This window comes from Erythrobacter colymbi, assembly GCF_002155685.1.
Taxonomy (GTDB): domain Bacteria; phylum Pseudomonadota; class Alphaproteobacteria; order Sphingomonadales; family Sphingomonadaceae; genus Erythrobacter; species Erythrobacter colymbi.
Window position 1 is genome coordinate 396,676 of record NZ_MUYK01000001.1, and the last position, 14,498, is coordinate 411,173.

Genomic DNA, 14,498 nt, shown 5'->3' on the forward strand with positions numbered 1-14,498 from the left:
AGCCCCCTCCGAACTACACCGATGCGTCAAGCGCATAGGCGGTGGGAAGGGGATGAAGCGAACCTGCAACGCTTTGCAGAAGCCATGTATTATATCTGCAACACTTGGCAGGTGAAACGTGCGGCACGCGCGACGAGCCGCCAATCATTTTGACCGCTTGATTTGGCCTCGGCGCTTGAATAGGCGAGGCAGCAAGCGAGTGGCGAAGCGAAACTGATTTGCCCGGCGCGCGGGCCCGCAAGGGCGCTTGAGGAGGAGAGGTTTATGACCACTGCATATATCGTAGAAGCTGTCCGCACCGCCGGTGGCCGCCGCGGCGGACGTCTGGCCGGTGTTCATCCCGTCGACCTGCTGGCAAAGTCGCTCGATGCCATCGTCGAGCGCAGCGGCATCGATCCCAAGGCGATCGACGACGTGGTGACCGGCTGCGTCAGCCAGGCGGGCGAACAGGCGCTCCAGGTGGGCCGCATGGGCGTTCTCGCCTCGAAGCTGCTCCCGCAGTCGACCCCGGCTGTCACCATCGACCGCCAGTGCGGCTCCAGCCAGCAGGCGATCCAGTTCGCCGCGCAAGCGGTGATGAGCGGCACCCAGGATGTCGTCATCGCCAGCGGGGTCGAGAGCATGACCCGCGTGCCGATGGGCTCGAACGTCACGCTCCACGCCAAGGAAGGCCTGCTCAGCAAGGCCGCCGGGATCGAGGAGAAGTTTCCCGGCATCAACTTCAGCCAGTTCATGGGCGCCGAGATGATCGTCAAGAAGCACGGCTTCACGAAGGACGATCTCGACCGCTTTGCACTCTCGAGCCACGAGAAGGCGATTGCCGCGACCAAAGCCGGCGCCTTCCAGCGCGAGATCGTCGGCGTCGAGATCGAGACGCCGGAAGGCACCCAGCTCCACACGGTCGACGAAGGCATCCGCTTCGATGCGACGCTGGAAGGCATCTCGGGCGTCAAGCTGCTCTCGCCCGACGGTGCGATCACTGCGGCTTCCTCGAGCCAGATCTGCGACGGGTCTTCGGCGGTGCTGGTTGTGTCCGAGGCCGCGTTGAAGGCGCATGGCCTGACGCCGCTGGCGCGCATCCACAACCTCACCGTCACCGCGGGTGATCCGGTCATCATGCTCGAAGAGCCGCTGTTCGCCACCGACAAGGCGCTCCAGCGCGCGGGGCTCTCCATCGACGACATCGACCTGTTCGAGGTGAACGAGGCCTTCGCCTCGGTGCCGCTCGCCTGGCTCAAGCACACCGGCGCCGACCCGTCGAAGCTCAACGTCAACGGCGGCGCGATCGCGCTCGGCCACCCGCTCGGCGCGAGCGGCACCAAGCTGATGGCGACCCTCGTCCATGCCCTGCGCGCGCGCGGCAAGAAATACGGCCTCCAGACGATGTGCGAAGGCGGCGGCGTCGCCAACGTCACCATCATCGAGGCGCTCTAATCCCCTATAATTCGAGAGGAAAATCCCAATGGAAGTTTCAGCCAACACCCCCGCCGTCGTGACCGGCGGTGCCTCGGGCCTCGGCGCGGCGACCGCCCGCGCGCTGGCCGCCAAGGGCGCCAAGGTCGCGATCTTCGACATGAACGCCGAAAAGGGCGAGGCCCTCGCCGCGGAAATCGGCGGGGTGTTCTGCCTGGTCAACGTGACCAAGGACGAAGACGTCGACGCCGGTTTCGCCAAGGCCCGCGCGGCCCACGGGCAGGAGCGCATCCTCGTCAACTGCGCAGGCATCGGCAACGCGATCAAGACCGCCAGCCGCTCCAAGGAAGACGGATCGGTCAAGCACTTCCCGATCTCGGCCTTCGACTTCGTGATCCAGGTCAACCTGATCGGCACCTTCCGCTGCATCGCCAAGTCGGCTGCGGGCATGCTGACCCTTGATCCGATCGACGAATTCGGCGAGCGCGGGGCGATCGTCAACACCGCGTCGGTCGCGGGCGAGGACGGCCAGATCGGCCAAGCGGCCTACTCGGCCTCGAAGGCGGGCGTCATCGGCATGACCCTCCCCATCGCGCGCGACCTGATGAACGAGGGCATCCGCGTCAACACCATTCTGCCGGGCATCTTCGACACCCCGCTGCTCGCCGCCGCGCCGCAGAACGTGCGCGATGCGCTGGCCGCTTCGGTGCCGTTCCCCAAGCGTCTCGGCATCCCGACCGAGTATGCCAAGCTCGCCATGACCATGATCGAGACCGGCTACTTCAACGGCGAGGACGTGCGCCTCGACGGCGCAATTCGCATGGCTCCGCGCTAAGCGAAAACCGGCCCCTTGTTTCACGTGAAACAGGGGGCTGGACGGCGCTGACAGGGGTCTGGAGGGGGTCGAGACGGGGTCTGACCCCGGTCTGGCCCCACCTGACAAGCAAAGGGCCCTCCCGCCACCCGGCGGCGAGGGTCTTTTGCTGTCAGGCCAGCGCGTCCTCGCCCGGATGGGTGAAAAGGTCGCACAGCGGCTCCAGTTCCGGGATGCCGAAATGCGCCCCCCAGCGATGCGGCAGGACAAGGTCCTCGGCATCGGCGGGGTAGTAGTGGAAGAAGAGCAGATGGCAGAACCCGCCCGCAACCTTCGGGCGGCGGTAGTGCCATTGCGACGAGCCCTGGAACAGCAGCGCCTGCCCGGGCTGCATCAGGTGTTCGGCGAAATCGAGCGCGGCATCGGCGATCACCGTCTCGGGATCGAAGCTCGCGGGCATTTCGCCCCCCGCCCAGTCGACCGGACGGCTGACGTGGATCGGCCACACCGCATCCTGCTCGATGCAGTAGTCGAAGGTGTACATCGCCCGCGGATCGTCCATGTGCAGGTCGCACTTGCCGCTCGCCCCGTAGCGACTGAGAAAGTTGTAGCTCGATACCAGACGCTGGCCGGTCAGCGCCTCGACCCGCGGGCGGAGTTCTTCCTGCAATTCCACGAAGCGCGGGATGCGCCACATGACATCGCGCCCGAAATCGGCGTTCTCGCGCGCCTGCTGGGCGTGCGCATCGGGCCGGGCGGCGCGGGATATGGCGATGATCTCCTCTCGGGTCGCATCATCGAAGACATCATCGACCAGTATCTCGCGCCAGCCCGGCGCCGCGCCGAGCGAGGCCAGCCCCGCCACGAAATCGGGAAGCCTCTCGGGACGCACCTTGGCGAGATAGCGCCGCGCGACTTCGACCCGGCGCAGGAAGTGGGAATCGTACCAGCCCAGCTGGCCGACCTCGCGGATCGCGGCCGCGGCTTGCAGGTGCAAGACGAAATAGGCCGGATCGCGCAGCCGGGTCTGTGGCACTCTCGTCGACATTCCTTCCGGGCACCCCCATGCCCCGTCTCGTTCGGGGGCGAATTTGGCACGAATCCATCGGCTGACAACCGAAAATACTAACCAAAGATAGGTTTGGATGTAACTTCAGTCACTTCCTTTCGGTGCCCGTCCCTGATCGGCACAGCCCATCGCTTTTGCGGGGGTTCCCTTTTGCCGCAGGCATGGCATCACCCGGACAAAGCAGGAGAGGGATCCGCCATGAGCAAGACCACCCAGATCATCGTCACCAAGGCTGACGGCATCGCCACCATCACCTTGAACCGTCCCGAGAAAATGAACGCCTATACCCGCACGATGGGTGAGGAGATCATGGCGGCGATGGACGATATCGACGCCGACGACGCGATCCGCGCGGTGATCTTCACCGGCAGCGGCGAGAAAGCCTTCTGCGCCGGCGCGGACCTGACGCCCGAAGGCGGCGGGCAGGTGTTCTCGAGCGGGGACAGCGTCGATTCGCTGTCCGATCCGCGCGTGCGCGATGGTGGAGGCCTGCTGACGCTGCGCCTGTTCGAATCGAAGAAGCCGCTGATTTCGGCCTGCAACGGCGTGGCGGTAGGCGTGGGCGCGACGATGCAGCTCGCGATGGACATTCGCCTTGCCAGCAGCACCGCGCGCTACGGCTTCGTCTTCGCGCGGCGCGGGATCGTGCCCGAAGCCGCCTCGAGCTGGTTTCTGCCGCGCATCGTCGGCATCAGCCAGGCGCTCGAATGGTGCTATACGGGGCGCATCTTCGATGCCGAGGAAGCCAGGGCCGGCGGCCTCGTGCGCTCGGTCCATGCGCCCGAGAATCTGCTCCACGCGGCGCAAGGTCTGGCGCGCGAGATTGCCGACAACACCTCGGCGATCTCGGTGGCGATGACGCGCGCGATGATGTGGCGTCTGGCAAGCAGCGACCACCCGATGGAGGCGCACAAGATCGACAGCCGCGCGATCTACCGCCTCAGCCGCGGCGCCGATGCCAAGGAGGGGATCGCGAGCTTCCTCGAAAAGCGCAAGCCCATGTATCCCGGCAAGGTCAGCGCCGACATGCCCGATTTCTACCCGTGGTGGGACGAACGCCCCTATGAGTGACGAGGACAGCGCGCTGTCTGGCGAGCTGGCGGGGTTCTTGCCCTACCAGCTCTCGGTCGCGTCCAACGCGGTGAGCGCGCTGATCGCCGAGCGCTATCGCAAGCGCTTCGGCCTCAAGATCCCCGAATGGCGGGTGATGGCGGTGCTGGGCGACGGGGGCCCGGAAGGTTCAGGCGCCGGTGGGGCGATGACCCAGCGCGCGCTGACCGCGGCGACCGTGATGGACAAGGTCGCGGTCAACCGCGCGGTCAAGGTGCTGGAGGAGCGCGGGCTGATCGCGCGGGTGCCCAATCCGGGCGATGGCCGCTCGCACCTGCTGGCGCTGACGGGGGAGGGCCGGGCGATCCACGCCGAGGTCATGCCGCTGGCCCGGGCGACCGAGGCCGATCTGCTCGCCGAACTCGCACCGGGCGAGGAAGACGCGCTGCGCCGCCTGCTGGCCCGCCTGCGCGCGCGGGCGATGCGCCTGTCGGAGAACCGCTAAGGTCTGCCCCAATAGGCAAGGGCCGGAGCCGGGGGTTGCCCCCCAACTCCGGCCCCGCTCGGCCACATCAGCAGCATTTGGCGACTACTTGATGAGGTTGTCCGAGATCGAGCACGCTGCGGGGCCGAGAATAACGACGAACAGCGTGGGAAGAATGAAGACGATAAGCGGCACGGTCATGATCGCGGGCAGACGCGCGGCCTTTTCCTCGGCGCGCATCATGCGCTCGTTGCGGAATTCGGCCGAGAGCACGCGCAGCGCCGAAGCGAGCGGTGTACCGTAGCGTTCGGTCTGGATCATGGTCGTCACCACGCCCTTCACCGCTTCGAGATTGACGCGGTAGGCAAGGTTGTTGAACGCCATGCGCCGTTCGTTGAGGAAGCTGAGCTCGATCGCGGTGAGGGCGAATTCGTCGCCCAGTTCCGGATAGGCGCGGCCCAGTTCCTTGGCGACGCGGTTGAAGGCGGCGTCGACGGTGAGACCGGCCTCGGCGCAGATCACCAGCAGGTCGAGCGCATCGGGCAGGCCCTTCTGGATTTCCTTGGTGCGCTTGGTCGCCTTGTTCTTGAGGAAGATTTCCGGGCCCTTGTAGGACAGGAAAACGCTCATCGCGAAGGCGAACAGGCGGGTCATCGGGCCCCAGTCGGGCCAGAATTCGACCACGTAGATCAGCAGGCCCATGATCCCGCCGACCACGATCGGCGCGATGGCGCGCAGACCGATGATGAGAACCGCGAGTTCCTTGTTGCGGTAGCCCGCATGCGCCAGCTTCTGCTGGATGGTCTTGATCTGGCTGTCCTGGAGGACGTTCAGCTTGTCGAGGCTCGACTTGACCTTGTCGGTCGTGTCGGTGCGCCGCACGAGGCTGGTGCGCTTCTTCGAGGCGGCGGTGACGATACCGGCCTTGAGCTGTTCGCGCCGCGCTTCGAGCGCCTTGACGCGCTTGGCCATCGGGTCGCGGATCGTGACCGCGGCATAGATCGCCAGCATCATCGCGAAGGCGGCCATGCCGACGAGCACCGTGCCGACGACGATGACGTCGAAGCCGAGCAGTACTGGTCCGGCGGGTTGGTTGATCATGGTCCTCGCTCCCCCGCCGTCAGATTTCGAAGTTGACCATCTTGGCCATGATGAACACGCCGATGCCCATCCACACGCCCGCACCAAGGCCGGCCACGATCAGGCGGTCGTCGGTGAAGAAGGTGCCCATGTACTTGGGGTTGATGTACATGATCGCGCCGAAGACCAGGAACGGCAGCGAGCCGACGATGTAGGCCGAGGCCTTGGATTCCGAGCTCATGGCGCGGATCTTGAGCTTCATCTGGGCGCGCTTGCGCAGCACGTCGGCGAGGTTCGAGAGGGTTTCGGCAAGGTTGCCCCCCGTCTCGCGCTGGATCGCCAGGGTGATCGTGAAGAAGTTGAACTCCGCGATGCCGAGCTTGTCGGCGGTGTCCTGGAGCGCGTCCTCCATGGTCTTGCCGACCTTGATGCGGTCGATCACGGTCTTGAACTCGTAGCCGACCGGACCGGGCACTTCGGTCGAGACGATCTGGAGCGTCTCGGTCACCGGCAGACCCGAACGCAGACCGCGCACGAGCAGCTCGATCCCGTCGGGGAACTTCGAGACGAAGGCGTTGGTGCGCTTGTTGATCAGCCAGTTGACCACGAAGTGCGGCAGGCCCGCGCCCACGAACAGGCCCACGCCCAGCGACAGGATCGGCGCGCGGCTCATGGTGAAGACCACCACCGCCACCGCCAGCGTCAGGCCGAGCGAGGCGTAGATATACTGCGAAACGGTCCAGCCCTTGCCGGTGCGGTTGAGCCGCACGGCCAGCGCTTCGGTCCGCGATCCGGAGCCGGCGACCTTGTAGTTCTTGGGCTTGCGCGCCGCGATCGCGCGCTTGAACTGCGCGTCGACCTTGGCATCGAGGCTTTCCGAGTGCCGGTAACGCAGCGCCTGGATGCGGCGCTTGGTCGCCTTGGCAGCGCCCGAGCCTGCGACCACGGCATAGCCCGCGACCAGCACAGCGAAGATCACCAGGGTGATGAGCAGGGTTTGGAAGAAGTCCATGCCGTCGTGTCCTGCCTTAGTTCCTTGCCGCGCAGCCTATCGCTGCCGCATTGCCGTGGGACCGGCGGGCAGGGGAGCCGGTGCTCGCCCGCCCGCTGGCTGATGCTTATTCTGCCGCTGCGGGCTCGCCCTTGGTCTTCTTGGGCAGCAGCGACTTGATGTCGAAGTTGCCGAGCAGCGACTTCTTTTCGGCCCCGAAGCTGGCCGTCTCGTCCGAGCTCACGCCCATCACGCGCTCGGCGATCTGGCGGATCGCCGCGGTCGCCTTGCTCGAGCGGTTGGCATCGACGAACACCTGGCCAAGCTTGGCCGCGTTGGTGGCCGCCTTGACGTCGTAGGGGATCACGAAGTCGACCTTGCGCTCGATCGAGGCCTCGAAGTCGGCCCTGCTGATCTCCGACAGGCTCGGCTGGACCTTGTTGGCGACGATCATCGGATGCGCGTGGCTCGCGTTGGACTTGAGCCACGAGAGGATCCGGATCGTGTCGCGCGCCGAGGCGAGGGTGAGCTCGCAGGTCAGCACCACCAGGTTCACGTCAGCCAGAAGCTGCGGGAAGTTGATGAGCATGTTGCGCGGCAGATCGATCACCGTCATCTCGAACGCCTGGCGGAACTCGTCCTCCAGCTGCACGAAGGCGGCGCCATCGGTCATCAGCGGCTGGTTGATCGGGGCTTCCGCCGAGAGGATCGACAGGTTGTCACCGGCCCGCACCATCGCGCGCTCGATAAACAGCGGGTCGATGCGGCTCGGGTTTTCGATCGCGTCGGTCAGACCGCGGCCCGGCTCCAGATCGAGCGCGAGCGCGCCCGTGCCGAAGTGGACGTCGAGGTCGAGCAGCGCGGTCGGCGACTTGTGCTGTTCGCTGAACAGCCACGCGAGCGAGGTGGCGAGCGTCGAGGCCCCCACGCCGCCGCGGGTGCCCACCACCGCGGTCGAGATGTGACGCTTGACCGCATCGGAATCGCCCGCCTTGGGCGACATGAACACGGCGAGCGCCTGGTTGAGCGCATCATGCACCTGCTGCGGCGACAAGGGCTTGAGCAGGTAGTCGTGGATCCCGCTCGAGAGCAGGTCGCGGTAGAGGCGCACGTCGTTGACCTGGCCGATGGCGATCACCACCGTGCCCGGCTCGCACACTTCGGCGAGCGCGTTGATGTCGTTCAGCGGGTCGCCGCTTTCCGACAGGTCGACCACGAGGATCGCCGGCGAGGCGCTGACCGAGAGCGATTGCACCGCGTTGCGCAGGCCGCCCTTGTTGCACTTCTCCGGCTGCCAGCCGAGCTCGATCACCACCGGACGCAGCACATCGAGTGCGTTGTCGTCGCAAATATAGGCCGAGAAGGGATCGCGATTGCCGGGCAGGCCCGATTTCCAGGGAGCATTCATGGCTTAGTTACCTCCTCCACCGCCGCCGCCGCCGGAGCCGGCCGTGCCGGGGTCCTTCAGGCCGGATTTGCCGGTCGGTTCCATTTCACGATAGGTCGAGATCGCCTTGCTCGAGGTCGCGATCACGGTCTCGCCCGAGCCCTTCTTGCCTTCGAGCAGATCCTGCGGATCGGCCACCATCGCGGCGAGGTTGCTGTTCACCGCGCAGCCGTGGCCCGGGTGCAGGCCGTTGGTGTAGTTCATGTCGCTCTTGGCCGACCAGTCGGGGCAGCCCGGCACGCTGGCGCTGGAGCGGGTGATGACCACGCGCGCCTGGCCCGGCTGGAGGTAGCCCGGGGTGACGGGTGCGGTATCGCTCAGCATCAGGCCATAACGGCCCGCCAGATCGCGGATCGCGTTGGTCACGGCCGGGTTCTGGCCCGGGTTCTCGATCGCGATGCGATCACCGTAGCGCAGGTCCATCGTCTCGAACCAGCCGTTGAGGCGCTGCTGTTCCGAGATCGGCAGGCCGGCGCTGCTGGTGGTCACGTCGAGCACCATGTTGGTGCGTTCCACGACCGGCTGCTTGACGCTGTAGAGCGAGGGGTTGGTCGGCATCCCGCCGCAGCCGGCAAGGCCGAGGCCCAGCGCCAGCGCGATCGCGGCCTTGGAGACGAGGGCAGGCACGCGGGCCGGCCGGGTGTGTCGTGCATTCGGCATCTGAGGCACCTTTCCTGGATTAGAGGCTGAAGCCCGGAGCGGCTGCGGCGGCATCGGCCTTCGCGGCGCGTTCGGGACGGCGGGCTTTCTTCTCGGCGCGGCGGGGTTCCTCGCCGGTGTTGCCGGGCAGGATCGCGGCCGGATCGGCGGTGCTCACCTTCGGCGCGGGCGCGTCAGGCTGGGCGGCCGTCGGGCCGGGGCGCTGTTCGCCCGAGACGCCGGCGTTTTCCTTGTAGCCGAGCAGCTGCTGGAACTCGTTGGCCGAGCGGTAGCCGTCGGTCGGCAGCTTGATGTCCTTCGCATCGACCGGCTTCACCAGATAGGGGGTGACGATGATCACCAGCTCGGTCTCGCCGCGGCGGAATTCGCGGCTGCGGAACAGGTTGCCGAGGATCGGCACGTCACCCACGCCCGGCGCCTTGTCGAGCAGGTTCTGCGCGTTGGCGCTGAGCAGGCCCGCGATCATGAAGCTCTGGCCCGAGCCCAGCTCCACGGTGGTTTCGGTGCGGCGGGTGGTGATCGCGGGAACCTGGAAGTTGTTCAGCGTGATCGCGCCGTTGGTCGAAAGCTCCGAGACTTCCGGACGCACGCGCATCGAGATGCGGCCGTTCGAGAGCACGGTCGGGGTGTAGGCGAGGCTGACACCGAACTGGCGGAACTGGATCGACACCTGGCCGAGGCCCTGCGACACCGGGATCGGGAATTCGCCGCCCGCGAGGAAAGTGGCGGTCTCGCCCGACAGCGCGGTGAGGTTGGGTTCGGTGATGGTGGTCACGAGGCCAAGGCGTTCCGACAGGTCGAGCGCGCCGAGCACGTCGACACCGAACAGCTTGCCGAGGCCCGCGATCGAGGTCTTGCCGGCGGAGTCGAGGCCGTAGCCCGGGATCTCCGTACCGTCGGGCAGGGTGAAAGCGGTCTGGCCGACGCTGTTGCCCACGCCCAGCGGACCCGAGGGGCCGCCGTCCTGGGGCACGATGTTGCGGCCGGTGCCGACACCGAAGCGGAAGCCGCTCGAACCGTCGAAGGTCTGCAGGTTGCCGCCGATGTTGCGCAGCAGGCTGCGGTTCACTTCGGCGATCTTGACCTGCAGGTTGACCTGCAGCGGGGTCGCGGTGCGCAGGCGGCTGATGACGTTGGCTTCCTTGCCGAGGAAGGCGGTGACGAGACGCTCGGCCTCGGCAGCATCCTCGGGGGCGCCCACGGTGCCGGTCAGCAGCACGGTGTTGGTGCCCATCGTCGACACGTTCACCTTGGCATCGGGCATCGCCATGGCGAGCATCTGGTCGATGCTGCCGATGTTCGAGCCGACGCGGATGTTGGCCGAGAAGATCACGTCGCCGCGTTCGTTGCTGGCGTAGACCGTGGTCTCGCCGCCAGCCTTGCCGAACACGTAGAGCTGGCGCTGCGACTTCACCTGGACGTCGGCAACATCTTCATTGGCGACGAAGACATCGGCCATCGTGCCGGGCACCGTCACCAGTTCGCCCTTGCCGATCGACAGGACGATTTCCTGCGAAGGCTTGACGACCTGCTGGGCGATGGCCGTGCCCGCCGGCATCGCTGCCATCGGGACCGCGATCATCGCGGCGGCCAGCAGCTTGAGCTTCAACTTGCGTGTCATGGGTTGACCCCCCTCGGGTTTGATCGACATCAGTGCGCTCCCGTCAGTTCGACTTGCCAGCGCCGGATCGGGCGACGGGGGTCTCGGTGGTTTCCTTGCCGCGGGTGACGCGCACGCTCGGGCCGCGATAGACCGGAGCCGCGTTGCCGCCGCCGTTCGAAGGCGCCACGACCGGAGCCGCCGGAGCCGAGTACTGCTGCGGGGCAGTCTTGGGCGGCACGGTGGAGCGCTGGAAGCGCGACACATCGCCACCGGTCACGAAGGTCGTGCCCTTGTCCATCGGACGGGCCATCGCCGCCTTCAGCATCTTTTCTTCCTGCTCGGGCGTCGCGCCTTCGGGGATCTGGACGTCGCCTGCGGCCACGGCCTTCTCCAGTTCCGACTGGCTGTCGGCGATCGAGCGCAGCGCCAGGCTGATCGTGCCGATCGTCTGGGCGACCGCGATCTTCTCGGCGATCTTGGGCGTCACCTCGAGCGTAACGGTGCGGAATTCCGCGACGACAGTCTTGCCGTTCTCGTCGGTGGTCTTCTCGGTGGTCTGGTCGGTCGCCAGCACCCGCAGGTTGCGCAGCACGGTTTCGGCGGTGCGCAGCGGAGCGGACTGGTCGGCGCCTTCGATCTGCTGGGTCAGCACCAGATCGACGCGGTCGCCGGCGAAGATGAAGCCCGCAACCCCGGTGGTGGCCGAAACCGGCACCGTGACGGCGCGCATGCCCGGCCCGAGAGCCGCCGCGAGGAAGCCGCGGTCGCCCGGGCTCACCAGCGAGCCCTGCGTGACCGGCTCACCTGCGGTGATCGGATAGCGCACGACGGTGCCGAGCAGCTTGTTCATGTCGGCTTCGCCGTCGATGAAGTAGGCGTCCTGCACCAGCTCCTTGGGCCAGGGCTGGAAGCCCAGCGCATCGGCGGTGATGATGGTGCCGGCAGTGAGTGCCCGCTTGGCGACCAGCACGCGCGGGCCGGTCGGCACGGCGGCTTCGGCGGCGGGGGCATTGCCTCCGGCGAACAGGCTGCGTGCGGCAAAAGCCGTGCCGATCGCGATGATCAGTGCACCGAGCAGCAGAACCAGTTTCTTCCTATCCATGGCTCAAGTAGCCCCCTCGTAATCGCCCTGGGTTTGGTTAGCGGGCAGGTATGGTTGCAGTGCGTAAGGCTTGACTGGTTAAAATCGGGTTATGCGCTGAAAGAGGCCATCGTGCCGGCCGGCAGATAGTTGATCGCCAGCACCCACAGTCCCCCGATCGCGATCGCCACGCCATAGGGCACCGCGATCCGGTCGCGCTGGCGGCGGGCGATGTGCCAGAACACCAGCAGGATCGTGAGGAAGCCCCCGACCACCGCCATGATCAGCAGCAGCTGCATGAAGGTGTAGAACGGCAGCCACAGCGCCAGCGCGGTCAGCAGCTTCACGTCGCCCCCGCCCATCCAGCGGATCGCGAACAGGCCCGAGCACACGAAGAAAGTCACGACCGCGACTCCGACCTGCAGGGCCACATCGGGCCACGGCGACAGGCCGGTCGACCACCAGAAAGCGGGTGCGGCCAGCGCAATGCCGAAGTTCAGCCAGTTGGCGATCTGCCGGCTCCGGATATCGGTGAAAGCGGCCACCAGCAGCGCAATTGCCAAGGCGATCAGCAGACCGTAGGAAATGGTATTCATCGTCGTCGTCCCCCGGACAGGGCCGGTGCCACACGCACCCGCTGTCCTTCTTCGGGACACTGCTACAGGCTATGACTTACCAAATAGTAACCACACTTCGCGGCCTCGCCGGCCGGTTTGCAGGAGCCCCGCGATGAGCACCGCGACGATTCTCCAAGCGATTGATCGCCGCGCGATTCCCGCCGATGCGCGCGAAAGCACCTGGGCTTCAGCCGATGGCCACGCCATCCGCCGGATCGACTGGCCGGGCGCCGCCGCTTCCCCGCGCGGCTCGATCCTGTTCCTCCCGGGGCGCGGGGATTTCTACGAGAAATATCTCGAAACGCTCGAACAGTGGCACCGCGCCGGCTGGCGGGTGACCGCCTCGGACTGGCGCGGGCAGGCGGGCTCCGGGCGGCTCGGCAAGGACGCCTACACCGGCCACATCGAGGATTTCGGCATCTGGATCGACGATCTGGCACTCCTGTGGGAGCGCTGGGTGGCCGAGACTCCGGGGCCGCACGTGCTCGCGGCGCATTCGATGGGCGGGCATATCGTCCTGCGCGCGCTCGCCGCCAAGCGCGTGCAGCCCGATGCCGTGGTGCTGAGCGCGCCGATGACCGGCGTCAACGGCCCGCCGCTCCCGCTCGGTGTGCTCCACGGAGTCGCGCGCGCCATGTGCGCGGTCGGCGATCCGATGCGGCAGGCGTGGAAGTGGAGCGAGAAGCCCGGCGTCCTCCCCGACAACCGCGACAAGCTGCTGACCCACGATCCCGTCCGCTATGCCGACGAGCAGTGGTGGCGCGATCACCGCCCCGCGCTCGTCATGGGCCCGGCCAGCTGGCGCTGGGTCGAGCGGGCCTATGCCTCCTCGATCGTGCTCGAAGCCCCCGGCGCGCTGGAGGGGGTGGATACGCCGGTGCTGATCATCTCGACCTCGGGCGACAAGCTCGTCAGCCACCCCGCCAACGTCCGCGCCGCCGCGCGCCTGCCCAAGGGGGAACTCCTCGCGCTGGGCGAAGAGGCTCACCACGAGGTGCTTCGCGAGGTCGATGCGGTGCGCGACCGGCTGATGGCGGCCATCGGCGATTTCCTTGACCGGACAGCGCCCGCCCAATGATCCACGATATCGCCGTCATTGGTGCCGGGATGGCCGGCGCGAGCCTTGCTGCCGAGCTTGCCCCGCACGCCCGCGTGCTGCTGCTCGAGGCGGAGGACGCGCCCGGCTATCACGCCACCGGGCGCTCGGCGGCGTTCTGGGAGGAATGCTACGGCGGCCCCGGCGTGGTGCCGCTGACCCGCGCCTCGGGCGCCTATCTCGATGCCCACGGCTTCCTCACCGCGCGCGGCGCGCTCTATGTCGGGCGCGCGCAAGACCGCGCGGCGATGGCGGAGTTCCGCGCCAGCTATGACGGGACAGGGGTGCAGATCGAACCGCTCGCTCCGCAGGCGCTGGCGCAGCGCGTGCCCCATATCCGCCCCGAATGGAGCGAGGCGCTCTACCAGCCGGCCTGCGCCGACATCGACGTGGCGGGCCTGCACCAGCACTATCTCGCCGAGGCGCGGCGGCTGGGCGTGACCATTGCGACTCGGGCGCGGGTGAGCGGGCTCGCGCGCAAGGACGGCGTGTGGACCATCACCGGCGAACGCGGCGAGACATGGCAGGCCGCCACCCTGGTCAACGCCGCCGGGGCCTGGGCGGACGAGATCGCGCGCCTCGCGGGCGTGCGGCCGATCGGCATCGCCCCGTTCCGCCGCACCGTCGCCGTGCTGCGAGTCGCGCCCGCAGCGCCCGCCGATCTTCCGCTGGTGATCGACGTCGGCGGCAGCTTCTATTTCAAGCCCGACGCGGGCCGCCTGTGGCTCTCCCCGCATGACGAGGTGCCCTCCGACCCCTGCGATGCCGCGCCCGAGGAACTCGACGTCGCCATCGCCATCGACCGCTTCCAGAACGTCACCGACTGGCGGATCGAGGCGGTAGAGCGGCGCTGGGCGGGCCTCAGGAGCTTCGCGCCCGACCGGATGCCGGTCTACGGCTTCGATCCGGCGGAAGAGGGCTTCTTCTGGTTTGCGGGGCAAGGCGGTTTCGGCATCCAGACCGCGCCCGCCGCCGCGCGACTCGGGAGCCAGCTGATGACGGGGCAGGGGCCGGACGCGATGACAGCGGCGATCGACGCCTCAGTCTATGCGCCTTCGCGCTTCGCGGTAGCGCTACAATCAGCCTAGGCAAG

General features: G+C 67.3%; 14 protein-coding genes. 6 read left to right on the plus strand and 8 right to left on the minus strand.

The features are described 5' to 3' along the window. Positions 1–264 precede the first annotated feature (264 nt). The gene (locus BZF57_RS01745; protein WP_086733965.1) at positions 265–1,434 is read left to right on the plus strand and encodes an acetyl-CoA C-acetyltransferase; all 1,170 of its coding nucleotides are present in this window, start codon (positions 265–267) and stop codon (positions 1,432–1,434) included. A gap of 28 nt (positions 1,435–1,462) precedes the next feature. Next, a complete protein-coding gene (locus BZF57_RS01750) occupies positions 1,463–2,248 on the plus strand; it encodes an SDR family NAD(P)-dependent oxidoreductase (RefSeq protein WP_086733967.1) in 786 nt (261 codons plus the stop codon). 151 nt (positions 2,249–2,399) lie between these two features. On the opposite strand, the gene BZF57_RS01755 is transcribed toward BZF57_RS01750, so the two are convergent. Continuing rightward, complete coding sequence (locus BZF57_RS01755; protein ID WP_086733969.1) at positions 2,400–3,263, minus strand: hypothetical protein; 864 nt, start codon at positions 3,261–3,263, stop codon at positions 2,400–2,402. A 231-nt stretch (positions 3,264–3,494) separates the two neighbouring features. Between BZF57_RS01755 and BZF57_RS01760 the strand changes: the two genes are divergently transcribed. Together BZF57_RS01760 and BZF57_RS01765 are read left to right on the plus strand one after the other, a co-directional pair. Further along, positions 3,495–4,367 (plus strand): crotonase/enoyl-CoA hydratase family protein, encoded by an 873-nt coding sequence (locus BZF57_RS01760; protein ID WP_086733972.1) that lies wholly within the window; start codon positions 3,495–3,497, stop codon positions 4,365–4,367. After that, complete coding sequence (locus tag BZF57_RS01765; RefSeq protein WP_086733974.1) at positions 4,360–4,851, plus strand: MarR family winged helix-turn-helix transcriptional regulator; 492 nt, start codon at positions 4,360–4,362, stop codon at positions 4,849–4,851. The genes BZF57_RS01760 and BZF57_RS01765 overlap by 8 nt, the downstream gene beginning before the upstream one ends. A gap of 84 nt (positions 4,852–4,935) precedes the next feature. Here the strand turns inward: BZF57_RS01765 and BZF57_RS01770 are convergent, their stop codons facing one another. From BZF57_RS01770 to BZF57_RS01800, 7 genes are all read right to left on the minus strand, one after another. Then, the gene (locus tag BZF57_RS01770) at positions 4,936–5,931 is read right to left on the minus strand and encodes a type II secretion system F family protein (RefSeq protein ID WP_086733976.1); all 996 of its coding nucleotides are present in this window, start codon (positions 5,929–5,931) and stop codon (positions 4,936–4,938) included. Between the two features lie 19 nt (positions 5,932–5,950). After that, complete coding sequence (locus tag BZF57_RS01775) at positions 5,951–6,922, minus strand: type II secretion system F family protein (protein WP_086733979.1); 972 nt, start codon at positions 6,920–6,922, stop codon at positions 5,951–5,953. Positions 6,923–7,028: 106 nt separating this feature from the next. Continuing rightward, complete coding sequence (locus BZF57_RS01780; protein WP_086733981.1) at positions 7,029–8,309, minus strand: pilus assembly protein CpaE; 1,281 nt, start codon at positions 8,307–8,309, stop codon at positions 7,029–7,031. Between the two features lie 3 nt (positions 8,310–8,312). Then, positions 8,313–9,008 carry a CpaD family pilus assembly protein gene (locus BZF57_RS01785; RefSeq protein ID WP_086733983.1) on the minus strand — a complete coding sequence of 232 codons (696 nt, stop codon included), beginning with the start codon at positions 9,006–9,008 and terminating at the stop codon, positions 8,313–8,315. 19 nt (positions 9,009–9,027) lie between these two features. Beyond that, complete coding sequence (locus tag BZF57_RS01790) at positions 9,028–10,629, minus strand: type II and III secretion system protein family protein (RefSeq protein ID WP_086733985.1); 1,602 nt, start codon at positions 10,627–10,629, stop codon at positions 9,028–9,030. A gap of 43 nt (positions 10,630–10,672) precedes the next feature. Further along, a complete protein-coding gene (gene cpaB / locus BZF57_RS01795) occupies positions 10,673–11,713 on the minus strand; it encodes a Flp pilus assembly protein CpaB (RefSeq protein WP_086733987.1) in 1,041 nt (346 codons plus the stop codon). A gap of 89 nt (positions 11,714–11,802) precedes the next feature. Further along, entirely contained in the window at positions 11,803–12,288 is a 486-nt protein-coding gene (locus BZF57_RS01800; protein ID WP_086733989.1) for an A24 family peptidase, read from the minus strand. A gap of 133 nt (positions 12,289–12,421) precedes the next feature. Here BZF57_RS01800 and BZF57_RS01805 point away from each other — a divergent pair, with 133 nt between their 5' ends. Together BZF57_RS01805 and BZF57_RS01810 are read left to right on the plus strand one after the other, a co-directional pair. Next, on the plus strand, positions 12,422–13,387 hold the full coding sequence (locus BZF57_RS01805; protein ID WP_086733992.1) for an alpha/beta hydrolase: 966 nt from the start codon (positions 12,422–12,424) through the stop codon (positions 13,385–13,387). After that, positions 13,384–14,493 carry an NAD(P)/FAD-dependent oxidoreductase gene (locus BZF57_RS01810; RefSeq protein WP_086733995.1) on the plus strand — a complete coding sequence of 370 codons (1,110 nt, stop codon included), beginning with the start codon at positions 13,384–13,386 and terminating at the stop codon, positions 14,491–14,493. The genes BZF57_RS01805 and BZF57_RS01810 overlap by 4 nt, the downstream gene beginning before the upstream one ends. Positions 14,494–14,498: the final 5 nt, after the last annotated feature.